The 22,312-nt window shown below is 71.8% G+C and carries 19 protein-coding genes and 1 riboswitch; of the genes, 10 read left to right on the top strand and 9 right to left on the bottom strand.

The window, feature by feature from the left end; all coding sequences use genetic code 11:
- The first annotated feature begins 10 nt into the window (after positions 1–10).
- On the top strand, positions 11–1,681 hold the full coding sequence (gene recN / locus ACK4UM_RS10830) for a DNA repair protein RecN (RefSeq protein WP_409798646.1): 1,671 nt from the start codon (positions 11–13) through the stop codon (positions 1,679–1,681).
- 37 nt (positions 1,682–1,718) lie between these two features.
- Here recN and ACK4UM_RS10825 read toward each other — a convergent pair whose 3' ends face one another.
- The 9 genes from ACK4UM_RS10825 to ACK4UM_RS10785 all read right to left on the bottom strand — a co-directional run bounded on the left by ACK4UM_RS10825 (position 1,719) and on the right by ACK4UM_RS10785 (position 11,179).
- Positions 1,719–2,276 (bottom strand): hypothetical protein, encoded by a 558-nt coding sequence (locus tag ACK4UM_RS10825; RefSeq protein WP_409798644.1) that lies wholly within the window; start codon positions 2,274–2,276, stop codon positions 1,719–1,721.
- 152 nt (positions 2,277–2,428) lie between these two features.
- The gene (locus tag ACK4UM_RS10820; RefSeq protein ID WP_409798642.1) at positions 2,429–3,163 is read right to left on the bottom strand and encodes an autoinducer binding domain-containing protein; all 735 of its coding nucleotides are present in this window, start codon (positions 3,161–3,163) and stop codon (positions 2,429–2,431) included.
- A 75-nt stretch (positions 3,164–3,238) separates the two neighbouring features.
- A complete protein-coding gene (locus tag ACK4UM_RS10815; RefSeq protein ID WP_409798640.1) occupies positions 3,239–4,024 on the bottom strand; it encodes an ABC transporter permease in 786 nt (261 codons plus the stop codon).
- Positions 4,021–4,941, bottom strand: coding sequence for an ABC transporter permease (locus ACK4UM_RS10810; RefSeq protein WP_409798638.1), 921 nt, complete (start codon positions 4,939–4,941; stop codon positions 4,021–4,023). The genes ACK4UM_RS10815 and ACK4UM_RS10810 overlap by 4 nt, the downstream gene beginning before the upstream one ends.
- Before the next feature lie 7 nt (positions 4,942–4,948).
- Positions 4,949–6,445: an ABC transporter substrate-binding protein gene (locus ACK4UM_RS10805; protein ID WP_409798636.1), complete on the bottom strand. Its 1,497-nt coding sequence runs from the start codon at positions 6,443–6,445 to the stop codon at positions 4,949–4,951.
- Positions 6,442–6,915, bottom strand: a complete 474-nt coding sequence (locus ACK4UM_RS10800; protein WP_409798634.1) for a DUF1636 family protein — start codon at positions 6,913–6,915, stop codon at positions 6,442–6,444. The genes ACK4UM_RS10805 and ACK4UM_RS10800 overlap by 4 nt, the downstream gene beginning before the upstream one ends.
- Positions 6,916–6,947: 32 nt before the next feature.
- Positions 6,948–7,165, bottom strand: a riboswitch (cobalamin riboswitch).
- 17 nt (positions 7,166–7,182) lie between these two features.
- Complete coding sequence (zigA, locus tag ACK4UM_RS10795; RefSeq protein WP_409798632.1) at positions 7,183–8,415, bottom strand: zinc metallochaperone GTPase ZigA; 1,233 nt, start codon at positions 8,413–8,415, stop codon at positions 7,183–7,185.
- A 437-nt stretch (positions 8,416–8,852) separates the two neighbouring features.
- Positions 8,853–9,560, bottom strand: a complete 708-nt coding sequence (locus tag ACK4UM_RS10790) for a hypothetical protein (RefSeq protein ID WP_409798630.1) — start codon at positions 9,558–9,560, stop codon at positions 8,853–8,855.
- Between the two features lie 416 nt (positions 9,561–9,976).
- Positions 9,977–11,179 carry a pyridoxal phosphate-dependent aminotransferase gene (locus tag ACK4UM_RS10785; protein WP_409798628.1) on the bottom strand — a complete coding sequence of 401 codons (1,203 nt, stop codon included), beginning with the start codon at positions 11,177–11,179 and terminating at the stop codon, positions 9,977–9,979.
- A 125-nt stretch (positions 11,180–11,304) separates the two neighbouring features.
- Here ACK4UM_RS10785 and ACK4UM_RS10780 point away from each other — a divergent pair, with 125 nt between their 5' ends.
- The 9 genes from ACK4UM_RS10780 to ACK4UM_RS10740 all read left to right on the top strand — a co-directional run bounded on the left by ACK4UM_RS10780 (position 11,305) and on the right by ACK4UM_RS10740 (position 22,130).
- Positions 11,305–12,285, top strand: coding sequence for a Bug family tripartite tricarboxylate transporter substrate binding protein (locus tag ACK4UM_RS10780; protein WP_409798626.1), 981 nt, complete (start codon positions 11,305–11,307; stop codon positions 12,283–12,285).
- Positions 12,286–12,825: 540 nt separating this feature from the next.
- Entirely contained in the window at positions 12,826–13,128 is a 303-nt protein-coding gene (locus ACK4UM_RS10775; RefSeq protein ID WP_409798624.1) for a hypothetical protein, read from the top strand.
- A 118-nt stretch (positions 13,129–13,246) separates the two neighbouring features.
- Positions 13,247–14,395, top strand: a complete 1,149-nt coding sequence (locus ACK4UM_RS10770) for a PQQ-dependent sugar dehydrogenase (protein WP_409798623.1) — start codon at positions 13,247–13,249, stop codon at positions 14,393–14,395.
- An 11-nt stretch (positions 14,396–14,406) separates the two neighbouring features.
- Positions 14,407–15,480, top strand: coding sequence for a metal-dependent hydrolase (locus ACK4UM_RS10765; protein ID WP_409798621.1), 1,074 nt, complete (start codon positions 14,407–14,409; stop codon positions 15,478–15,480).
- Between the two features lie 126 nt (positions 15,481–15,606).
- Positions 15,607–17,424 carry a tetratricopeptide repeat protein gene (locus ACK4UM_RS10760; RefSeq protein ID WP_409798701.1) on the top strand — a complete coding sequence of 606 codons (1,818 nt, stop codon included), beginning with the start codon at positions 15,607–15,609 and terminating at the stop codon, positions 17,422–17,424.
- A gap of 25 nt (positions 17,425–17,449) precedes the next feature.
- On the top strand, positions 17,450–18,334 hold the full coding sequence (locus ACK4UM_RS10755; RefSeq protein ID WP_409798700.1) for a 4-(cytidine 5'-diphospho)-2-C-methyl-D-erythritol kinase: 885 nt from the start codon (positions 17,450–17,452) through the stop codon (positions 18,332–18,334).
- A 302-nt stretch (positions 18,335–18,636) separates the two neighbouring features.
- Positions 18,637–21,063 carry a DNA topoisomerase (ATP-hydrolyzing) subunit B gene (gene gyrB, locus ACK4UM_RS10750; protein ID WP_409798619.1) on the top strand — a complete coding sequence of 809 codons (2,427 nt, stop codon included), beginning with the start codon at positions 18,637–18,639 and terminating at the stop codon, positions 21,061–21,063.
- A 120-nt stretch (positions 21,064–21,183) separates the two neighbouring features.
- Positions 21,184–21,549 (top strand): ParD-like family protein, encoded by a 366-nt coding sequence (locus tag ACK4UM_RS10745; RefSeq protein ID WP_409798617.1) that lies wholly within the window; start codon positions 21,184–21,186, stop codon positions 21,547–21,549.
- Positions 21,546–22,130, top strand: coding sequence for an AAA family ATPase (locus ACK4UM_RS10740; RefSeq protein WP_409798615.1), 585 nt, complete (start codon positions 21,546–21,548; stop codon positions 22,128–22,130). Before ACK4UM_RS10745 ends, ACK4UM_RS10740 begins: the two co-directional genes overlap by 4 nt.
- Positions 22,131–22,312 lie beyond the last annotated feature (182 nt).

Raw genomic sequence — 22,312 nt, 5'->3', positions numbered from 1 at the left:
CGAGCGCTCCATGCTCGTCCAGCTCGCGATCCGGGACATCGTCCTGATCGATCGCCTGGAGCTCGGCTTCTCCGAGGGCTTGAGCGTGCTCACCGGCGAGACCGGCGCCGGCAAGTCCATCCTGCTCGACGCCTTCTCGCTCGCGCTCGGGGGCCGCGGCGACGGCTCGCTCGTGCGCCACGGCGAGGGGCAGGGCTCGATCACCGCCGTCTTCGACGTGCCCGCCGACCATCCCGCCCGGGCGATCGCCCGCGCGGCCGAGATCGACACCGAAGGGGACCTGATCCTGCGGCGCGTGCAGGTGGCGGACGGGCGCACGCGCGCCTTCGTCAACGACCAGCCGGCGAGCGTTCAGGTCCTGCGCGCGATCGGCGCCGCCCTCGTCGAGATCCACGGCCAGCACGCCGATCGCGCTCTCGTCGACCCCGCCACCCACCGCGCCATCCTCGACGCCTTCGGCGGGCTCGGGACGCTGGGGGCCGAGGTCGCGTCGGCGGCGCGCGCCGTGCGCGATGCAGCCCGCGCCCTCGACGCGCAGCGCGCCCGAATCGAGGCGGCGCGGCGCGAAGCGGACTTCCTGCGCCACGCCGTCGAGGAGCTCGGCAAGCTCGCGCCCCAGCCCGGCGAGGAGGAGAGCCTCGCCGAGCGGCGGGCCGCGATGATGCAGGCGGAGAAGGTCGCGAGCGACCTCTCGGAGGCTTTCGACGCGGTCGCTGGCAATTCTTCGCCCGTGGCGAATCTCTCGGCGGCCGTGCGCCGGCTCGAGCGCCGCGCGGCGCAGGCGCCGGCTCTCGTCGACCCGCCGGTGAAGGCGCTCGACGCCGCCCTCGTGGCGCTCGACGAGGCGCGCGAGGCGCTGGAGGCGGCGATCCGCGCGGCCGAGTTCGACCCGCGCGAGCTCGAGGCCGTCGAGGAGCGCCTGTTCGCCCTGCGCGCCGCCGCCCGCAAATACGACGTGCCCGCCGACGACCTCGCCGCGCTCGCCGCCCGCTACGCCGACGACGTCGCCGCGATCGATGCCGGCGAGGAGCGCCTCGCGGCGCTCGAAACCGCGCTCGCCGCCGCCGATATCGCCTATCGCGACGCCGCCGCGCGCCTCTCCGCCGCCCGCCGCGCCGCCGCCGAGCGGCTCGACGCCGCCGTGCAGGCGGAATTGCCGCCGCTCAAGCTCGAGCGCGCCCGCTTCATCACCCAGATCGATACCGACGAGGGCGTGCGCGATGCCGCCGGCTTCGACCGCGTCGAATTCTGGGCGCAGACCAATCCCGGCACGCGGCCGGGCCCGATGATGAAGGTCGCCTCCGGCGGCGAGCTCTCGCGCTTCATGCTCGCGTTGAAGGTGGTGCTCGCCGACAAGGGTTCGGCGCCGACCCTCGTCTTCGACGAGATCGACACCGGCGTCGGCGGCGCGGTCGCGGACGCGATCGGCCAGAGGCTCGCCCGGCTCGCCGAGCGCGTTCAGGTGATGGCCGTCACCCATGCGCCGCAGGTCGCCGCCCGAGCGGGCGCGCATTACCTCATCGCCAAGGAGCCGGTGCCCGACAGCGAGCGGGTGGCGACCCGCGTGATGCCGCTCGGCGACGCTCCCCGCCGCGACGAGATCGCCCGCATGCTCGCCGGCGCCACCATCACGGAAGAAGCGCGCGCCGCCGCGGTGAAGCTGCTCGAGGCGGCGCGGTGAGCGGATGCCCGCCGGGGGACACGGTCGCCCGCGCGGCTCACTCGTAGCAGCGCGGGGGCCGCGATCGGCGGCGATCATTCGGCTGGGCGGGGGCCGAACCCGCACGTTCCGTTCCCGCTTCTCCGGCGGCATCCGCGGCGTTCGCCGTCGGGCCGGGGCGCGTCTCCTGGAGACGCTTGCCGAGCTTCTGCAAGGCCCGCAACGCTTCGGTCGCCGCGCTGTCCCCTTGGGCGCGTCGCCTCGCGCTGTAGGCGGCCTTGGCGAGGACCGCGCCGACCGTCGCGAGCGCCACGCGACCGCCCTCGGTGGACGCCTCCGCGACGAGCCGGTCGAGGCCCGGCGTGGAGATCGCCCGCGATCCGGAGATCCGCCGCCGGGGCTGCGCGTCGCTCGCGAGCCAATCCTTGGCCTCACGCTTGATGCGCGCGTCGAGGCCCGGCATCGGCGGCAGGGCCAGAAGCTTCTCGGCGAGGCGGTCCGTCTCCCGCCACATCCGCCGCAGATTGTCCTCGTCGGTCCGGTTCGCCCCGAATGTGAGGATGCGCTCCTCCTGGGCGACGGCCGCGATGACGCTCGCCCGAAAGGCCCAGGCCAAGGCCTCCGCTCCCGCCGAGCCGATATCGTCCATTCCCTACACCGATCTGCGCTTGCGACCGCAACGGAGTGAATGGCGCTCGTCCCCCGCACGCCAGTACGGATTTCCGTACCTTCCGCCTCTCCTTAGACTTAAGCCTTGGACAGCAAGGCCTATTCGACGAGCCCGAGCCGGATCGCCTCGGCCACGGCGTGCGTGCGCGTGCGGGTGCCGAGCTTCTGCTTGGCCGTGCGGATGTGCTTGTCGACGCCGTGCTCGCTGATGCGCATGAGGTCGGCCGTCTCGGACTGGGTCTTGCCTTCCGCCGCGTATTGCAGCGCCTCGCGCTCGCGCGGCGAGAGGCTGGGGCGCAGGCGCGCCGCCCCGCTCGCACGCAATTGAAGGCCGCGGCCGAGCGCATAGGTGGCGAGCAGCGTCAGCATGCCGCGCGTCCGGGGGTCGATCTCGACCCGGTCCCCTGCGAAGGAGACGCCCGCGAACTCGCCTTCGAGCGTGGCGAGCGGCACCGTTAATCCGGCCCGCAGCCCGAAATCTCCGGCCTCGTTCATCACCCGGCGCGCGGAGGGATCCTCCGCCGTCTCCTCGCCGAGCTCGCTCCACAGGAAGGGCGTGCGCGCCTCGCGGCAGCGCCGGATGGCGGGGTCGACGAACAGGTAGCCGTGGCTGAAATAGCGCCGCGCCCACTCCTCCGGCCAATGATCGAGCACGACGTGGCCGAGCTGGACGCTGCGATTGGCGCCGGGCGGCGGCATCGTCCCCGCGAGCAAGTTGGTGATGCCGTATCGGCGGGCGATCTCGAGGAGCGCTGCGCACACCTCCTCGTAGGTCGCGGCACGGTCGACGCGTTGGATGAAGTCAAGTGTCTGGTCGAGCGAGCGGCGCGTCATGCAGGCGGCTTCCGGATGTGGGCGCATCTTGCGTCCGGGAGGAGCCGGTTGCAACTGCCCGCATCCTCGCCCCGCTCAGTGCCCGCGTGAGAACGCTCCGGGATCGAGCGCGCGGTTGAGCGCGAGGGCGAGCGCGGCGATGGCGGCGCTCGGCGCGATCACGAGGCGCGGGGCGTCGAAGAGGAACATGCGGTATTCGTGGATCATCGTCCCCCAATCCGGCCGCCCGGTATCCCCCGTGAGCCCGAGAAAGCCGAGGGAGGCGACGAGGATCACAGCGCGCCCGGCATCGGCGCCCGCGAGCGCGCCGAGAGGGGGCGCGAGCGCGGGCAGGAGGTGGCGGGCGACCGCGCGCGCCCGCGGCAGTCCCAAGGCCTCGGCCGCGCGCCAATAGGGCTCGGCCGAGAGCCGCTCGAGCAGCCCCGCGATCGTGATCGCGTAGGGCGCCCAGGCGCTCGCCGCCAAGGCGAGCCCGGCGGTGGCGGGGCCGGCGCCCATCGCGGCCGCGACGACGAGGGCGACGACGAGAACCGGCAGCGCGAGGGCGATCTCGGCGAGCCGCCGCGTCGCCGAGGCCAGAGCCGGAGGCCCGAGCGCGACGAGCGCGCCGGCGAGCGTGCCGAGCCCGAGCGTCGCCGCGAGCGCGACCGCGATCGCCACGAGCGCGGGCGCCGCCCCTGCGAGGAGGCGCGAGGCAACGTCGCGGCCGAGATGGTCCGTCCCGAGCCAGTGCGCGGGGGAGGGGGCGGCGAGGATCCGGTCGAGATCGACGGCGTGCGGGTCCTGCGGCTGGACGAGGGCGCCGGCGGTCGCGATGCCGACGACGAGGGCGAGGACGAGGAGGCGCCCGCGCCCGCTCAAGGCGCGACCCGCGGATCGAGGCGCCGCCGCAACGCCCCCGCCGCGCCCGCGCAGGCGAGGAGCCAGAGCGCGACGAGCGCCACATAGGCCTGCAACACCCCGTAATCGCGCGCATGCACCGCCGACAGCACCCGCTCGGAAATCCCCGGCACGCCGAAGACGATCTCGGCGATCGCCGTGCCGCCGATCACCCAGGCCATGTCCGGGAGCGTCGCGGCGAGCACGGTGAGCGCCGCGTGCCGGCGCCCGTGCCGCCAGAGCGCGGCGCGCGGCGAGAGGCCTTTCATGCGGGCGGTCGCGAGATAGGGCGCGCGCGAGACCTCCGCGAAGGCCGCGCGGGAGAGGCGCGCGACGGAGCCGATCGAGAAGGCGCAGACGAGGAGGATCGGCAGGAGGAGCCGCTCGTGCGGCGGGCCGGAGAAGGGACGGATCAGGCGCCACTCGACGGCGACGAGCCACAGGAGGCCGAGGCCCACCGCGAAGGCCGGCAGCGCCTGGCCCGCGACCGCGAGCGCCCGGCTCGTCGCCTCCGCCAGGCCGCCGGGCCGCACCGCCGCGCGAAAGCCGAGCGCGAAGCCCAGACACGTGGCAAGGCCGAGCCCGCCGATTCCGATCGCGATCGACCAGGGCGCCCGCGCGGCGAGATCGGGCAGGATCGCCCGCCCCGTCACCGGCGAGACGCCCCAATCGAGCGTGACGAAGCCGGCGAGCCAGGCGAGGAACTGCGCCGCGAGCGATCCCTCGAGCCCGAAGGCCTCGCGATAGCCGGCGATCACCTCCGCGCTCGGGCGCACGCCCATCTCGGCGACGAGCCGCGCGACCGGGTCTCCCGGCATCAGGCGCAGCGCGAGGAACGCGCCCGCGACGACGAGGAGCCAGGAGGCGAGGAACCGCGCCGATCCGCCGAGCGCCCGCACCGCCGGTTCAGTCCGCAGGCTTCAGATCGGGGCGGATCACGTAATAATCCGATCCCCAAGGCTCGTAGCCGGCGAGCCGGGCGGAGAGCCCGACATGCCATTCCGGGGTCACCAGGAAGGCGACCGGCGCCTCCTCGGCGATCAGGGCCTGCGCCGCGCGGGCGAGCCGGACGCGCTCGGCCGGGTCCTGCGTCGCGCGCAAGTCGGCGACGAGCGCGTCGTAGGCCTCGCTCGAGAAGCCCGCGTAATTGCGCGCGGCGCCAGTCTCGAAGAAGAGCGCCAGGAAATGCGCCGGGTCGCCGGCGGGCGCCGTGTGCTGCGCCCACAGGAGGAGGTCGAAATCGCCGGACGTCGCGACCCCGTTCGCATCCTCGGTCACCTGCGTCGTCACCGCGATGCCGAGTTCGGCGAGCGCGGCGCGGATCACCGGCTGGAGCGTGACGAGATCGGGCCGCTGCGGATAGGCGACGAGGGAGAGCGCGAGGCGCTCGCCGTCCTTAGCGCGCACCCCGTCCGACCCCGGACGCCAGCCGGCCTCCTCGAGGAGCGCGCGCGCCGCCTCGACATCGGTCGCGATCGGCGCCTCGGCCGCGAAGGGGAAGGTCGGCGCGAAGGCGCCGGTCGCCGGGATGCCGCCGCGGATCGCCCGCACGAGGTCCTCGCGCGAGAGCGCGAGATCGATCGCGCGGCGCACCCGCACGTCCGCGAGGGGCCCCTCGCGCGTGTTCATCCACATCATGTACTGATAGGCGACGGGGAAGGAGCGCACCGTCAGGCTCGGATCGGCGGCGACGAGGCCGAGCGTTTCGACGGGGAGGTTGAAGGCGAGATCGAGCTCGCCCGCCCGCAGTGCGAGCGCCAGCGACTGCCCGTCGGCGATGCGCGAGAGCACGATCGGCACCCGCGCCTCGGCGCCCTCGTGATGCGGGTTCGGCTCCAGCGCGAGCGAGGCGCCGGGCTCGAAGGCCGTGACGCGGTAGGGCCCTGTGAAGACGATGCCCGCCTGCGTCTCGCGATAGACGGGAAAGACCCATTCGGCGAGGATAGAGGGCAGGATCGCGGTCGGCTCCTCGCTCGTCACGCGCAGGCGCCGATCGTCGATCGGCGCGAAGGCGAGGCGCCCGGCGCTCGCGCGGGCGGCGGGGTTGCGCTCGCTCGTTCGGGTGAGCGCGGCGGCGACGGCCTGCGCGTCGACCGGGCTGCCGTCGGAGAAGGAGCGGCCGTCCGCGAGCGTGACGATCCAGGCTCCGTCGTCCTCCTGCACGGCGCTCTCCGCGAGACGCGGCTCCACCACGCCCTCGCGCGAGACCATGAAGAGCTGTTCGGCGATGCCGTGCGACACGAGCGCCCAACCGGCCGAGCCCTCGGCCGGGTCGAGCGCGCCGGCGAGGAAGGTCTTGCCGATGCGCAGAGGCGCCGGCTCTGCCGCGAGCGCGGGGGAGGCCACGCCGAGGGCGAAGGCGGCAGCGCCCGCGAGGAGCGCGCGGCGGGGAAGGCGGATCATCGGGAGGGCTCCAAAGAGGCGAGGGCAGGGGAGGCGAGCGTGGTGACGAGCGCGCTCGCCGTGTCGATGGGCGGGATGCGGCCGAGTATGCCGGCGCGCATCGGCTCGGGCCGCGCGTCGCGCGCCATGAAGCCCTCCTCGCCCGACGCGTAGAGCGCGAGCGCGTCGAGGACGGCATGCGCGTCGCGGACCGGATCGAGATCGCCGAAGAGATAGGTGAAGCGCCCCGGCGCGGAGAGCGCCACCGTGCAGGGCCGCTTGCACTGGCTCATGCAGGCGACGCCCCGGATCACGACCGGCGGAAGCGTGCCGCGGCGCTCGGCGAAGGCGTCGAGAATGGCGCGGGCGAAGCGGGCCCCGCCGCGCTCCTCGTCGTGCGCGTCCTCGCGGCCGTCGCGGCAGCGGGTGCAGATCGACAGGGTGAGGGCTCCGTCGCGGCGCCGGCCGCGCTGGGAATAGGCATCGTCCATACGCTCTCCTTCCGGGACACCCCGCCCGGTCGCGTGATCCGTCGTGCGTCGGCAGGTCTCCTGGCTCGCGGGTCGTGGCCTTCGTCCGCCTTCCCGATTCGGGGGCCGTGAAGCCCGTCGATCAGTGGCATGTCCCGGCGAAGGCTCGCCGCTCACAGTTGCGGGGGCAGCTCCGGCATCGCCCGCCTGGACGGGCTCACCGGATTCCCTCTTCGTCCCCTCTCGGGGAACCGACGGATGCGACATTCGGCGCCCTCGGCGTCCGCGTCAAGCGCTCGCGCGCGCATCCGTGCTTCCCCAGAGGGGGAACGGGTCGGGCAGGGCGCGCCAACGGTCGGGCTCGAAGCGCGGCGTTACCGCCGACCCGACGAGGCACTGGTCGAGCGCCGCGCGCATGGCGGCCTCGTCGAGGGACGTGCCGATGAAGACGAGCTCCTGGCGCCGGTCGCCCCAGGTCGCGGACCAGTTCCGGTCGAGGATTCGGCGCCATTCGGGATGATCCGGCCAGCGCGCCTTCGGCACGGCGGCCCACCACGAGCCGATCCCGCTCGTGCGGCATTGGGCGCCCGCGATCGAGAGCTCGCCCACCCAGTTCGGCCGCGTGGCGAGCCAGAAATGGCCCTTGGCGCGCACGAGCCCCGGCCAGGTCGCGCGCAGGAAGGCGTCGAGCCTCTCCGGGTGGAAGGGGCGGCGGGCGCGGTAGACGAAGCTGCCGATGCCGTATTCCTCGGTCTCTGGAACATGCGCGTGCGGCTCGAACAGCTCCTTGTACCAGAGCGGGTGCGTCTGCGCCTTCTCCTCGTCGAAGAGCCCCGTGTCGAGCACGGCATCGAGCGGGACGCGCCCGTGCGAGGCCTCGACGATCCGCGCATCCGCATTGAGCCCGCGGACCACCGCGCGCACGAGATCGAGCTTTTCGGGCGGGACGTCGTCCGCCTTGTTGATCACGACGACGTCGGCGAACTCGATCTGCTCGACGAGGAGATCGACGAGCGTGCGCGCGTCGCCCTCGCCGGCCGTCTCGCCGCGATCGCGCAGGAAATCGTGGGATCCGTAATCGGCGAGGAGGTTGATCGCGTCGACGACGGTCACCATCGTGTCGAGCCGCGCGACGTCCGACAGGCTTGCTCCCGCCTCGTCGCGGAAGGAGAAGGTCGCGGCGATCGGGAGCGGCTCGGCGATGCCGGTGCCTTCGATCAGGAGCGCGTCGAAACGGCCCTCGGCGGCGAGCCGGCGGACCTCGGCGAGGAGATCGTCCCGCAACGTGCAGCAGATGCAGCCATTCGTCATCTCGACGAGCTTCTCGTCCGTGCGCGAGAGGTCCGCGCCGCCGGCGCGCACGAGATCGGCGTCGATGTTCACCTCGCTCATGTCGTTGACGATGACCGCGACGCGGCGGCCCTCGCGGTTGACGAGCACGTGGTTGAGGAGCGTCGTCTTGCCGGCCCCGAGAAAGCCGGAGAGCACGGTGACGGGCAGACGGGGATCGTCGCTGCGCATGGGATCGCTCGTGAATGTCGTGGGATCAGGTATGTTATGTTATAACGTTCGAGTGCCATACGACAGGAGGGGAGTCAACGCGAAAACACGGACGCGCCGTCCCTCTCCTTCCCCTCGGAGTTGTGAATCTTTCTCCTAGAACCTCCACGCCGTCATTCCGGGGCGCGAAGCGAGCCCGGAATCCAGACTCCCGACCTCTGATGAGCAGCCTGTAGGCTGCGTCCTTTGAGATATCCGTTGTCTCGGGTTGCGGAGCGAGCGCGCATGCGCGCTCGAACCAGCGTCGTGGATCTGGGTTCCGGGCTCGCTTCGCGCCCCGGAATGACGGGCGCGGAAAGATTTTCAATCTCTCAGGGAAAGGTGGCCCCGCGCCGCAGGCGACAGGTCGGATGGGGTCGTTCGCCGCGGACGCGGCCAGCGCTGAGGAAAAAGCCGGCTCAGCGGCCGGTCGCCCACCCGATCAAGGCGTGCGGGGCGAGCGCGAGGGCGACGAGCGCCGCCGCGGCGGCGGTCTCGGCGGGGCTCATCGGCCAGATCGGCCACTCTCCCAAAAGCGGCACCCCGAGCGCCGTCGGGGCGGCGATCACGAGGGCGGCCCAGGCGAGCGCGAGGAAGCGCAACGCCGCCGCCCCCGCCGCGCGACGGTCGACGCGCGGGGAGAGCCGCGCGATCATCACGGCGATCCCCATGAGGCTCGCGAAGAGCGCGGTCGACACGAGGGCGCCGATCGCGGTCGCGGCGAGCGCGGGCGTTCCCTGCAGGAAGGCCATGCCGCCCGTGAAATAGGCCGCGCGCACCACGATTCCTCCGGTCGTCGGATAGAGCGCGCCGGCGAGCACGAGGCCGAGCGCGATCGGCAGGAGCGCGAGGCGCAGATAAAGCGGGCCGCCCGGCGCGAGCGTGCCGGCGAGCACCACGCGCGCGGTCGCATAGACGACGAGCGCCGTGAACAGGGGAAAGCGCTCGACGAAATAGCCGAACAGGAAGGGCTCGGCCGCGCTCCCGATCAGCCCGCGCGCGTGCAATCCGGCGAGCCCGGCAACGATCGCCGCGAGGATCGCGAGGGCGAGGGGGCCGAACGCGAAGGCGGCCCGCCGCGCCCGCGTGCCGTCCCGGGGCATGTCCATCGCAACAGCCTCCGCCATGCTCCGCCTCTCGTGCACGTTCCTCGCCGGGTCGCGGACCGTCTTCGTGCGGATGCTATAGGGCAGTCGGCGGCCGCCGGCCAGTTGCGAGACGCCGCACGAGCCCATCCCTCCCCGCAGGGGAGGGTGGACGGACGAGCGGAGCGAGGCCGGCCGGGTGGGGCCCGGGTGGGGGTTTTCCTGCACGCGTCGGGCCCCACCCGACCTCGGTCGCTCGCGCTCCCGAGGCCACCCTCCCCTCCGGGGAGGGATGAATTCGCGATCTCCCTCCCCGGAGGGGAGGGTGGACGGGCGAGCGGAGCGAGGCCGGCCGGGTGGGGCCCGGGTTGGGGTTTTCCTGCAAGCGTCGGGCCCCACCCGACCCCTTCGCTCCGCTCAGAGGCCACCCTCCCCTCCGGGGAGGGATGACGCCGCGCTCAATCCAAGGAATTGCAGAAGCGCTGGATGCGGCTGCAGGCGTCCTCGAGCTTTTCGTCGGAGGTCGCGTAGGAGATGCGCAGGTTCGGGCCGAGGCCGAAGGCGGAGCCGTGGACGGCGGCGACGCCTTCCGCTTCGAGCAATTCGGACACGAAATCCTCGTCCGTCTCGATCACGCGGCCGGACGGCGTCTTGCGGCCGATCGCCTTCGCGCAGGACGGGTAGACGTAGAACGCGCCCTCCGGCACCGGGCATTCGAGCAGGCTCGTCTGGTTGAGCATCGAGACGACGAGGTCGCGGCGCTTGGCGAAGGCCGCGCGGAAGGTCGCGAGGTGATCCTGCGGCCCGTCGAGCGCCTCGACGGCGGCCCATTGCGAGATCGTCGAGGCGCCCGAGGTCTGCTGGCCCTGGACGAAGTCCATCGCCTTGATCAGGTGCTCGGGCCCGGCCGCGTAGCCGATGCGCCAGCCGGTCATCGCGTAGGCCTTCGAGACGCCGTTCATGGTGAGCGTGCGCTCGTACAGCCCCGGCTCCACCTGGGCCGGCGTGACGAAGTCGAAATCGCCGTAGACGAGGTGCTCGTACATGTCGTCGGTGAGCACCCAGACGTGCGGGTGGCGCATCAGCACGTCGGTGATCGCCTTCATCTCCGCGCGCGCATAGGCGGCGCCGGAGGGGTTCGAGGGCGAGTTGAGGATGATCCACTTGGTCTTCGGCGTGATCGCCGCCTCGAGATCGGCCGCCTGGAGCTTGAAGGCGTTCTCGATCGTCGTGTCGACGAAGACCGGCGTGCCGCCGCAGAGCGCCACCATCTCCGGATAGGAGACCCAATAGGGGCGGGGCACGATCACCTCGTCGCCGGGGTTCAGCGTCGCCAGCAGCGCGTTGTAGATGACCTGCTTGCCGCCGGTCGAGACGATCGTCTGCGAGGGCTTGTAGGTCAGCCCGTTCTCGCGGGCGAATTTCTTCGCGATCGCCTCGCGCAGCTGCGGAATGCCCGAGACGGGCGGATACTTGGTCTCGCCGCGGCGGATCGCGGCGATCGCCGCCTCCTTCACGTTCTCGGGCGTGTCGAAATCGGGCTCTCCGACCGAGAGGCTGATCACGTCGCGCCCGGCCGCGCGCAGATCCCGCGCCTTCTGCGTGATGACGATCGTCGCGGACGGCTTGATGCGCGAAAGCGCGTCGGCCAAAAAGCCCATGGGAAACTCCTCACCGAGACCCTAGAAAGCTGTAACCAAGCGGGCGGGACCCTAGTCGTGGCCCGCCTGCCAAGCAAGACGAAAGGCGCCCGTCCGGGTGCCCGCGAATCTGGAGGAAACGCACCATGATCACCCGCCGCGCGCTCGCGCATCTCGCCCTCGCGACCGCCGCGCTCGCGCTCCCCGCCGGCGCCGCGCTCGCGCAGAGCTTCCCGACCCGCCCCGTCACCGTCGTCGTGCCCTATCCGGCCGGCGGGCCGACCGATGCGATCGCGCGGATCATCGCGGAGGATCTCGGCACGAAGATCGGCCAGAACGTGGTGGTGCGCAACGAGCCCGGCGCGTCCGGCTCCATCGGCACCCGCGCCGTCGCCACCGGCGAGGCCGACGGCTACACGATCGTGTTCGGCAACAACCAGACGCACGGGAACAACATGTTCCTCCTGCGCGAGCCGGGCTACGACGCGCTCGACGACTTCGTGCCCCTCGCCGGCGTGGGCGCCTTCGAGCACGTCTACGTCGTCCGCAACGGCCTCGAGTCGGAGGGAATCCAGGACCTGATCGCGCTCGCCCAGGCCGATCCGGAGGGCCTGAACTACGGCTCGACCGGCATCGGCTCGGGCTCGCACCTGTCCTTCGAATTGTTCATGGCGCGCACCGACACGGCGATGACGCACGTGCCCTTCCAGGGCGCAGCGCCGCTCGTGCAGGAGCTCGTCGCCGAGCGCATCGACGTCTCGAACTCGACGCTGCCCTCGGTGCTCGGTCAGATCCAGGGCGGCGCCATCCGCGCGATCGCGATCGCGAGCCCGGAGCGCAACCCGAACCTCCCCGACGTGCCGACCCTCGCGGAGCAGGGCGTGGACGACGCCGACGCGGAATCCTGGGCGGCGCTCTTCGCCCCCGCCGGCATCCCCGACGAGGCCCGCGAGACGCTCTCGAACGGCATCCTCGCGAGCCTCGCCGAGCCCTCCGTCCGCGGCGCCATCGAGGCGCTCGGCTTCACCTTGAACGTCCGCGCGCCGGAGGACTTCCGGCCCTATCACGAAGCGGAGATGGAGACCTGGCGCACGATCATCGAGACGGCCGGCGTCGAGGCGCAGTGACGAGCCGGGCGCGCGAAACCAACCTTGTTGAGCGCGCGCGCCCTTCATCCGGGATAGTCTGCGGGGTGATTCGCCGTCAGCGGTGCTCTCGGCGCATTTCGCGTAAGGATTATAGGTAGCATTTCCGGCGCGCTCGCGGCTATCGCGGGCGCGCTCGTCCTCCGTATGATCCCGATCGGGATTTCTACGGATCGGCGCCGAGCCTGCCGAACGCTTCACGACGGCGCCGACGATGACGGAAAGTCATGGCGGTGATCCACTAATGCGTGTTGCTGAACATGCTGTTGGTTGCCGCAGCGTATTCGGAGTGTCACAAGTATAGTTTTCTTGCGCGATTTCACTGTATCGATCGTGTATTCCGCCCCGGTCGCATCGGGCTTACGGGTTTCTGCTTAACGTTTCCGTCGCGACGCGCCGCCCGCCGCGGGCGGCAGCCGTGCCTGCGCTTGAACTATCCGGGCCTCCGCGACACTGTCGCAACGCATCGGCGTCCCGAGCGGGCCGCCGACGAATTGCCGAGACGTGGCGGAGCGCGTCGCGATGCAGACGGAGCACGAGATCGAGACCGGGATGAGCGGGAGCCGCGACGTTCCTGTCCGGGCAGAGAGCGGAGATCCCGCCGGCCTGCAGCCGGATGCGCGCCGGGTCGACCGGATCGACCCGGTCTGGCTCGGCTTTCGAGCCGCCGATGCGGGCATTTCCCTCAAGGTCAAAGCGGATTCGCGCGCCGCGGTCGCTCTCGTCGTCCTGCTCGTCTTCGCGACGGTCGTCGTCGTCGCCGTGATCGCCGGGGCGGCGAACCTGCTCGTCGACCTCGCCGCGGTGGCGGGCGAGGGTAGTTGACGGGCCGCTCGCGGGATCGTGATCGCTCCGCCGCCTCCGGCTCGCCACGACGAGCGCCTAGATCCGGAGTGATGCGCGCGCGGACGAGCGGCGCGCGACGAGCCGGAGCCGTATCGCCATGACATCTCGCCTCACCTCGAGCCTGTTCGCGGGCACCCTCCTCGTCGGGCTTTCCGCCTGCCTGCCCTTCGCCACCGCGCCGGCGCAGGCCGACGAGCGGATCGACACGAGCCGCGGCCCCGTCCGCGTCGAGACGCTCGCTGCCGGGCTCGAACATCCCTGGTCGATCGCGGTCATGCCGGACGGCGCCTTTCTCGTGACCGAGCGGCCGGGTCGCCTGCGCCACGTCTCGGCCGAGGGCAGCGTCTCGGACCCGATCGCCGGCCTTCCCGCCATCGCAGCGAGCGGCCAGGGCGGGCTCCTCGACATCGCGCTCGCGCCCGATTTCGAGGCGAGCCGCGTCCTCTTCCTCACCTTCGCCGAGCCGCGGGGCGGGGGGGCGAACACCGCGCTCCTGCGCGCGCGGCTGTCCTCGGACGCGCGCGCGCTCGAAGACGTCGCGGTGATCTTCCGCGCCGAGCCGGGGGTCTCGGGCGGGCGCCATTTCGGCTCGCGCGTCGTGATCGCCCCGGACGGGGAGAGCCTGTTCGTGACGACGGGCGATCGCGGCAGCCCGGACGAATCGCAAAATCGCGGCTCGCATATGGGCATCGCGGCGCGCCTCCTCCTCGACGGCACGCCCCACCCGGACAATCCCGACTTCGGGCCCGGCGCCGTGCCGGGCATCTACGCCTACGGATTGCGCAATACGCAAGGAGCGGCGATCCACCCCGAAACCGGCGCGCTCTGGAGCGTCGACATGGGCCCGCGCTTCGGCGACGAGGTCAACGTCATCCGCGCCGGCGCCAATTACGGCTGGCCGGAAGTGTCCGACGGGCGCGAGTACAGCGGCATCCCGATTCCCGATCACGCGACGCGCCCGGAATTCGAGGCGCCCGTCTTCGTCTGGGACCAGTCCATGGCGCCCGCCGGCATCGCCTTCTACACGGGCGACCTCTTCCCCGAATGGCAGGGGGACCTCCTCGTCGGCGGCCTCGCCGGCATGGTGCTCGCGCGCCTCTCGATCGAGGGCGAGCGGGTCGTGTCGGAGGAGCGGATCGCGATGGATCGGCGCATCCGCGACGTCGCGCAGGCGCCCGACGGGGCGGTCCTCCTCCTGGAGGACGCGCCCGACGGTGCGATCCTGCGCCTGACGCCCGCCGACTGAGCCGCGCGCGAATGGATCCCGTCACCCACGCGGCGCTCGGCGCCGTGGTCGGCCATGCGCTCGCCGGGCGCCGCCTCGGCGGCGTCGCCGCGCTCGCGGGCGCGATGGCCGGCGCCTTCCCCGACATCGACGTGCTCTGGGCGGGCGCGGGCGAGGATTCGCTCTCCTATTGGGAGCTGCATCGCGGCGTCACGCATGCGCTCCTCTTCGCGCCGCTCGCGGGCATCCCGCTCGGTCTCGCGGGGGCGAGCGTGCATGCCTGGGCGCGGATGCGCCGCGGCAAGCCGGTCGCGGGGATCTTTCCCGCCTGGGTGCTCGTGTGCGTGGCGGCGATCCTCTCGCATGTCCTCAACGACGCCGTGACGGTCTACGGGACGCCTCTCTTCCTGCCCTTCAGCGACATGCGGGTGTCGATCCCCGCGATGCCGATCATCGACCCCCTGTTCACGCTCGCCCTCCTCGGCGCCCTCGCTGTCGCCGCGGCGATCGGCTGGCGGGCGCGGGCCGCGCGGATCGCCACCGCGTCGGTGCTCGCGCTCGCGATCGGCTACGTCGCCCTCGCGCTCGCGCAGAACGACGCCGCCGAGCGGATCGCCCGCGCCGATCCGGGTCTCGTCGCCGCCGCGCCCGCGCGCGTCGAGACGACGACGACGATCCTCTCGCCCTGGCTGCGGCGGGTCTCCTTCGAGACGGACGACGCGCTCCATGTCGGCTTCGTCTCGACGCTGGCGCGGGACGCGCGCCCGATCCGCTGGCACGTCGTGCCGATCGATCCCCGCGCGCGGGATCTCGCGCAGACCGCGCTCGCGACCGATCAGGGCCGGCGCTACCGGCATTTCGCCGCGGGGCTCCTCCATCCCCACCTCGTGACGCGAGACGGCCGCGATTATCTGCGCATCGGCGACGCCCGCTACGGCTTTCCCGACGGCACGCTCGGCGGCATGTGGGGCGTCGAATGGCCCCTCCTCGACGGCGCGATCGTCGCCGGCGCGGGCGAGCGCTACATGGCCCGCCCGCGCGCGAGCCTCGCCGACCTGCGCGAGCTCGTCTCGGCGACGCTCGGGCGGGAGACGGAGCGGTTCTGAGGGGAGGCGCCCCTCCCGCGACGCCGCGGTGCCTTGCTTGCGCCGTTGTCTCGGGGCATGGTCGCACGCGTTAGAACCCGGTCGCGCCGGCGGCGGCGCGCGACAGCGGAGCCCGGCACCTTGTCCATGCTCGTGATCACGAACACGCTCGCGGCCTCGCGCCGTCTCCTCTCGACGCGGGTCGCGGCGCTCGCCCTTGTCGTGGCGCTCGCGGTGCCGGCTCTGGGCGACGCCTCCGCCTTCGCCCGCGAGCAACGCGAGCCCCTCTCGGCGATCGCGCCGGCGCGCAGCCTCGAGGGGAACTTCCTCGCGGGCTACATCGCGAGCCTCGCGCGCGACACCGCCGCCGCTTCGGTCTTCATGCGCCAGGCGCTCGCGGCCGATCCGACCAATCCCGAGCTGATGGAGCGCGGCTTCGTCGCCTTCCTCGCCTCGGGCTCGATCGACGACGCGGTGCGGCTCGCCCGCCAGATGGTGCGCACCGACCCCGACAACGGCCTCGCCCGCCTCGCCATCGGCGTCGACGAGCTGCGGCGCGGACGCTGGTCGCAGGCGCGCGGCCAGCTGGAGCCCGGCGGCCCCGGCCGCGCGGCGGACCTCACCGCGACGCTGCTCGCGGCCTGGGCCCATGCCGGCGCCCGCGAGGACCGCACGGCGCTCGGCATGGTCGACCGGCTCGAGGGGGAGGGCGCCTTCGACGTGTTCCGCCTCTATCACGGCGGTCTCGTCGCGGCCTTCCTCGGCCAGCCCGCGGAGGCCGAGCGGCGGCTCGCGAGCGCGCTCGAGCAGCAGCCCGGCGCGCTCTCCCTCGTCGACGCCTATGCCCGCCTCGTCGCGCGCCGCGGCCGCCCGGACGACGCGATCGCCGCCTACGAGCGCTTCCTCGAGATCATGCCGCGCCATCCGCTCGCGCTCGACCGGATCGAGCGTCTGCGCGCGGGCGAGCGGCCCGAGCGGCCGATCTCCGATGCGCGCGCGGGCGCGGCCGAGGTCCTGTACGCACTGGGCTCGGCCGGCAACATGCAGGGCGACGAGCTGCCGGCGATCATCTATCTGCGCCTCGCGCTCCATCTCGCGCCGGACCATCCGATGGCGCTGATCACGCTCGGCGACATCCTCGAGCGCATGGACCGCTTCGAGGAGGCGATCTCGCTCTACGAGGCGATCGACCCCGCCTCGCCGCTTCGCGCGACGGCCGCCCTCCAGATCGGGCTCGCGCTCAATCGGCTCGACCGTCCCGAGGAGGCGCTGGAGCACCTGCGCGTCCTGAAGGACGAGCGTCCCGACGACATCGAGGTCGTCGTCGCCTATGCCAACGTCCTGCGCACGAACGAGCGCTGGGAGGACGCGGCGGCGGCCTACACGCGCGCGATCGACGCGATCGAGGAGCCCGACGCGAGCCATTGGACGCTGTTCTTCTTCCGCGGCGCCTCCTACGAGCGCGCCAAGCAATGGCCGCTCGCGGAAGCGGATCTGAAGGTCGCGCTCGAGCTCGTGCCGGAGACCTCGCCGATCGGCCGCGCGCAGGTGCTGAACTACCTCGGCTACAGCTGGGTCGACATGGGGATGCACATCGAGCGTGCCTTCGAGATGCTGCAGGAGGCGGTCGCGCTCTCGCCGAACGACGGCATGATCATCGATTCGCTCGGCTGGGCTTATTTCCGCCTCGGCCGCTACGAGGACGCGGTGCGCGAACTTGAGCGGGCGGTGGAGCTCAAGCCCGCCGATCCGGTCATCAACGATCATCTCGGCGATGCCTATTGGCGCGTCGGCCGCCGCCTCGAGGCGCGCTTCCAATGGCAGCACGCGCTCGACAGCGATCCCGAGCCGGACGAGCGCGAGAAGATCGAGCGCAAGCTCGCCGAGGGTCTGCCCGACGAGCCGGCGCCGCCCTCCGCCGCCGAGGCGACGCCGCCGGCACCGACCGTGCGCGACGGCGGCTGAGCGGAGCGACGCGCCCGTGCCGGACGTGCTCGCCGCCTTCGCCGCGGCGAAGGTCAATCTCGACCTCGCCGTCCTCGGCCGGCGGGCGGACGGTTACCACCGGCTCGAGAGCCTCGTCGCCTTCGCCGATGTGGGCGATCGTCTGACGCTCGAGCCCGGGCGCGACCTCGGGCTCTCGATTTCGGGCCCGCGCGCGGGTGCGCTCGCGGGGGAGGCGGCCGACGGCAATCTCGTGATCCGCGCCGCGCGCGCGCTCGCCGAGCGGGTGCCGGGGCTCGTCCTCGGCCGGTTCGCCCTCGAGAAGCACCTGCCCGTCGCCTCCGGCATCGGCGGCGGCTCGGCGGATGCCGCCGCCGCTCTGCGCCTTCTGGCGCGCGCGAACGGTCTCGCGCTCGACGATCCCCGCCTCGTCGAGGCCGCGCGGGCCACCGGCGCCGACGTGCCGGTCTGCCTCGCGGGCCGCGTGTGCGTGATGTCGGGCATCGGCGAGGTCCTGTCGGCGGCGATCGCGCTGCCGCCGATCCCGGCGGTGCTCGTCAATCCCGGCATCCCCGTCGAGACCCGCGCGGTGTTCTCCGCGCTCGGCCTCGCGCCGGGCGAGACGCGCAAAGAGGGGAGGGGAGAGGCGCCCTCGAGCGAAGGCCTCGCCGCGCTGATCGCCGATCTCGCCCGCCGCGGCAACGACCTCGAAGCCCCCGCGATCGCGCTCGCGCCCGTCATCGCGCAGGTCCGCTCCGCCCTCGCCGCCGCCCCGGGCTGCCGGCTCGCCCGGATGTCCGGCTCGGGCGCGACGTGCTTCGGGCTGTTCGCGAGCGCGCCGGACGCGAAGGCCGCCGCGTCCGCCCTCGCCGCCGCGCATCCCGCCTGGTGGGTGGCGTCGACGACGCTCAGTGCCAATCCCTCCCCGTAGGGGAGGGTGGCCTCGGAGCCGAAGGCGAACGAGGTCGGGTGGGGCCCGATGCTTGAAGGACAATCTCCACCCGGGCCCCACCCGACCCCCGTCGCTGCCGCTCCGGGGGCCACCCTCCCCTACGGGGAGGGACGCCCGCGCGTGCGCCGCCGCGAAAACCCGTGTATAGGTGCCCCCATGGCGCGCGCGCGTGCGCGACGGCGGGTGAAAAACCGAGCCGGGGCGCCTACATAGGGACACGGGACCGACTCAGTTTTGGGGAGCGTCGGCGCCGTTCGCGCGCATCCCCGGGGAACCAATGAATGGCCGAGCCTGCGACGAACATCGACAACGACGCCTACGGCGCCGAATCCATCAAGGTGCTCAAGGGGCTGGACGCCGTCCGCAAGCGCCCGGGCATGTATATCGGCGACACGGACGACGGCTCGGGCCTCCACCACATGGTCTACGAGGTCGTCGACAACGCGATCGACGAGGCGCTCGCCGGGCATGCGACGGAGGTCAACGTCTCGCTCAACGCGGACGGCTCGGTGACGGTGTCGGACAACGGCCGCGGCATTCCGACCGACATCCATCCGGGCGAGGGCGTGTCGGCGGCCGAGGTCATCATGACCCAGCTGCATGCGGGCGGTAAGTTCGACCAGAATTCCTACAAGGTCTCCGGCGGCCTGCACGGGGTCGGCGTCTCGGTCGTGAACGCGCTCTCGACCTGGCTGCGGCTGCGCATCTGGCGCGGCGGCAAGGAGCACGCGATGGAGTTCCGCCACGGCGTGGCGGTCGCTCCGCTCGCGGTGGTGGGCGACAGCGGCGGGCGGCGGGGCACCGAGGTGTCGTTCCTGGCCTCGCCCGAGACCTTCACGATGGTCGAGTTCGATTACGATACGCTCGAGCACCGGCTGCGCGAGCTCGCCTTCCTGAATTCCGGCGTGCGCATCAACCTCATGGACAATCGCCATGCGGAGAAGAAGCGCGAGGAGATGATGTACGAGGGCGGCACGGAGGCCTTCGTGCGCTATCTCGACCGCACCAAGAACCCCCTCCTGCAGAAGCCGATCATGTTGCGGGCCGAGCGCGAGGGCATCGCGGTCGAGGTCGCGCTCTGGTGGAACGACAGCTACCACGAGAACGTGCTCTGCTTCACGAACAACATTCCTCAGCGCGACGGCGGCACCCATCTCGCCGGCTTCCGCGCGGCGCTCACGCGCCAGATGACGGCCTATGCCGAGAATACGGGCCTGACCAAGAAGGAGAAGGTCTCGCTCACCGGCGACGATTGCCGCGAGGGGCTCACCGCGGTCGTCTCGGTGAAGGTGCCCGACCCGAAATTCTCCTCGCAGACCAAGGACAAGCTCGTCTCCTCGGAGGTCCGCCCGGCGGTCGAGAACGTCGTCAACGAGGCTCTGCGCGACTGGCTCGACACGCACCCCGCCGAAGCCAAGATCATCGCCGGCAAGGTGGTCGAGGCGGCCGCCGCCCGCGAGGCGGCGCGCAAGGCGCGCGAGCTCACCCGCCGCAAGGGCGCGCTCGACATCGCGTCGCTGCCGGGCAAGCTCGCCGATTGCCAGGAGCGCGACCCGTCGAAATGCGAGCTCTTCATCGTCGAGGGCGATTCGGCAGGCGGCTCGGCCAAGCAGGGTCGCGCGCGCGAATACCAGGCGGTGCTGCCGCTCAAGGGCAAGATCCTCAACGTCGAGCGCGCACGCTTCGACAAGATGCTGTCCTCGCAGGAGATCGGCACGCTGATCACGGCGCTCGGCACCGGCATCGGCCGCGAGGAATTCAACCCCGACAAGCTGCGCTACCACAAGATCATCATCATGACGGACGCCGACGTCGACGGCGCCCACATCCGCACGCTTCTCTTGACCTTCTTCTTCCGGCAGATGCCGGAATTGATCGAGCGCGGGCATCTCTTCATCGCCCAACCGCCGCTCTACAAGGTCACGCGCGGCAAGTCCTCGTTCTACGCCAAGGACGAGCGGGCGCTCGAGGATTACCTCATGGAGCAGGGCTGCTCGGAGGCGGCGCTCGAGCTCTCGACGGGCGTCACCTTCTCCGGCCAGCAGCTCGTCGCGCTGGTCGAGGAAGCGCGGATCGTGCGCAACATCCTCAACAGCCTGCACAGCCGCTATCGCCGCTCCGTGGTCGAGCAGGCGGCGATCGCGGGCGTGCTGCGCCCGCAGCTCGCCGACGATCCCGACGCCGCGCAGAAGGCGGCCGAATACGTCGCCCGTCGCCTCGACGTCGTATCCGAGGAGACCGAGCGCGGCTGGACGGGCGCCGTCGTCGACGACGGCTTCGTCTTCCGCCGCACGGTGCGCGGCGTCGACCAGGCCGAGACGCTCGATGCCGCGCTCCTCGACAGCCAGGAGGCCAAGCGCCTCGACGAGCGCGCCGGCAAGCTCCAGGAGATCTACGGGCGCGCGGTCACCTTCGTGCGCAAGGGCGAGCGCCGCGTGCTCCACGGCCCGACCGCCCTGTTCGACGCCGTCATGGCGCTCGGCCAGAAGGGCATCGCGCTCCAGCGCTACAAGGGCTTGGGCGAGATGAACGCCGATCAGCTCTGGGAGACGACGCTCGACCGCGAGGTCCGCTCGCTCCTCCAGGTGAAGGTGAAGGACGTGGCGGACGCCGACGACATCTTCGTCAAGCTCATGGGCGACCTCGTCGAGCCGCGGCGCGAGTTCATCCAGGACAATGCTCTGTCCGTGGCGAACCTGGACGTCTGATCGCGTGGAGGCGTGCGCATCGTATCGCGCACGCGCCACCGACGCGTGAACGCGTCCGTGAGCCGGTGGTTGACTGGCATGGTGGCAAATTGCTACCGTGTCGGTGACGAGGCGGCGCTCATGGAGGACGAAGCCATGGCTCAATCGATCAAGATCCCGGACGACCTCATGGAGTTGGCGCGCCCCGAAGCCGAGCGGCAGAGCCGCTCGGTCACCGGCCAGATCGCGCACTGGGCCAAGATCGGGCGAGCGGTCGAGCGCTCCGGACGCTTCAGCTACAAACAGATCGACGCCGCCCTCGCGGGCGCCCTTCTGCCGGAAGATCTGTCGGCGGAAGAAAGCGCCGTCTACGAGGAAGAGTTCTGCAAGGCCGTCGGCGTCCCCACGGAAGAAGAGAGAGCGTTCTTCGCCGACAGGCGCGCGCGCGGGCTGGGGGTCGGGCTCGACGAAACAGGTAGGATCGTCCACGCGAAGAACCGCCTTTGAGGCCTTTCCTTTTCCTGATTGCCGGCCCGAACGGGGCCGGCAAGAGCACCTTCTACGAACTGCGTCTCAAGAACCGCGTCCGAGCGCCGTTCGTCAACGCCGACGTGATCCAGCGCGACGAGCTGATGGATCCATCTCTCGCGGCTTCCTATCGGGCGAGCGAGATCGCGGAGGCGCGTCGTGACGCACACTTGCGCTCCCGTCGCAGCCTCGTGGTCGAAACCGTGTTCTCCCACGCCTCCAAGCTCGCATTCGTGGAGGCGGCCAGATCCCACGGCTTCGTGATCGTGATGTATCACATCGGCGTGCAAGGCGCCGACCTCTCCGTCGCCCGCGTGAAGGAACGGGTCGAGGAGGGCGGCCACGACGTACCCGAGCACAAGATCCGCGAGCGTTACGACCGAAACGGACCCATCATCCGCCAGGCTGTACTGCAGGCCGACAAAGCCTTCGTGATCGACAACTCGAGCCTCGACGCGCCGTTTCGGCAGGTGCTGGCTTTCGACGGCGGGGTCTTCCTCCGAGCCGACGCTCCGGTGCCGGTTTGGGCCTCGTCGCTCTACGGCGAATACATCCGCTGAGCGAGGCGGAGGTGCTTCTCCGGTCTTGCGCCCCCGTCGAACGGAAGCGGCCGCCCCCGGCGCACGCTTGCAAATAATCGTCGCCGTTTGGAGCCGACATCGCCCGGCGGCGTTGTCGCTCGGCGCGGGCGAATCCCGTCCGCCTCCTTACCGACGAGCAGCCTATGAAAACCGAAGACCCG

Origin of the sequence: Salinarimonas sp., assembly GCF_046292825.1 — a bacterium.
In the GTDB taxonomy this organism is placed as follows: Bacteria; Pseudomonadota; Alphaproteobacteria; order Rhizobiales; family Beijerinckiaceae; genus Salinarimonas.
The sequence above is the reverse complement of the archived record's forward strand: the minus strand, read 5'-3'. Positions and strand labels throughout refer to the sequence as shown.

Excerpts from the sequence above, each read along its gene's own strand:
- ACK4UM_RS10790 (WP_409798630.1), bottom strand. The coding sequence starts at position 9,560 with ATGGCGGAGGCTGTTGCGATGGACATGCCCCGGGACGGCACGCGGGCG.
- ACK4UM_RS10770 (WP_409798623.1), top strand. The coding sequence starts at position 13,247 with ATGACATCTCGCCTCACCTCGAGCCTGTTCGCGGGCACCCTCCTCGTC.
- ACK4UM_RS10765 (WP_409798621.1), top strand. The coding sequence starts at position 14,407 with ATGGATCCCGTCACCCACGCGGCGCTCGGCGCCGTGGTCGGCCATGCG.
- ACK4UM_RS10785 (WP_409798628.1), bottom strand. The coding sequence starts at position 11,179 with ATGGGCTTTTTGGCCGACGCGCTTTCGCGCATCAAGCCGTCCGCGACG.
- ACK4UM_RS10775 (WP_409798624.1), top strand. The coding sequence starts at position 12,826 with ATGCAGACGGAGCACGAGATCGAGACCGGGATGAGCGGGAGCCGCGAC.
- ACK4UM_RS10780 (WP_409798626.1), top strand. The coding sequence starts at position 11,305 with ATGATCACCCGCCGCGCGCTCGCGCATCTCGCCCTCGCGACCGCCGCG.
- gyrB (WP_409798619.1), top strand. The coding sequence starts at position 18,637 with ATGGCCGAGCCTGCGACGAACATCGACAACGACGCCTACGGCGCCGAA.
- ACK4UM_RS10800 (WP_409798634.1), bottom strand. The coding sequence starts at position 6,915 with ATGGACGATGCCTATTCCCAGCGCGGCCGGCGCCGCGACGGAGCCCTC.
- ACK4UM_RS10760 (WP_409798701.1), top strand. The coding sequence starts at position 15,607 with ATGCTCGTGATCACGAACACGCTCGCGGCCTCGCGCCGTCTCCTCTCG.
- ACK4UM_RS10820 (WP_409798642.1), bottom strand. The coding sequence starts at position 3,163 with ATGACGCGCCGCTCGCTCGACCAGACACTTGACTTCATCCAACGCGTC.
- ACK4UM_RS10745 (WP_409798617.1), top strand. The coding sequence starts at position 21,184 with ATGGAGGACGAAGCCATGGCTCAATCGATCAAGATCCCGGACGACCTC.
- zigA (WP_409798632.1), bottom strand. The coding sequence starts at position 8,415 with ATGCGCAGCGACGATCCCCGTCTGCCCGTCACCGTGCTCTCCGGCTTT.
- recN (WP_409798646.1), top strand. The coding sequence starts at position 11 with ATGCTCGTCCAGCTCGCGATCCGGGACATCGTCCTGATCGATCGCCTG.
- ACK4UM_RS10805 (WP_409798636.1), bottom strand. The coding sequence starts at position 6,445 with ATGATCCGCCTTCCCCGCCGCGCGCTCCTCGCGGGCGCTGCCGCCTTC.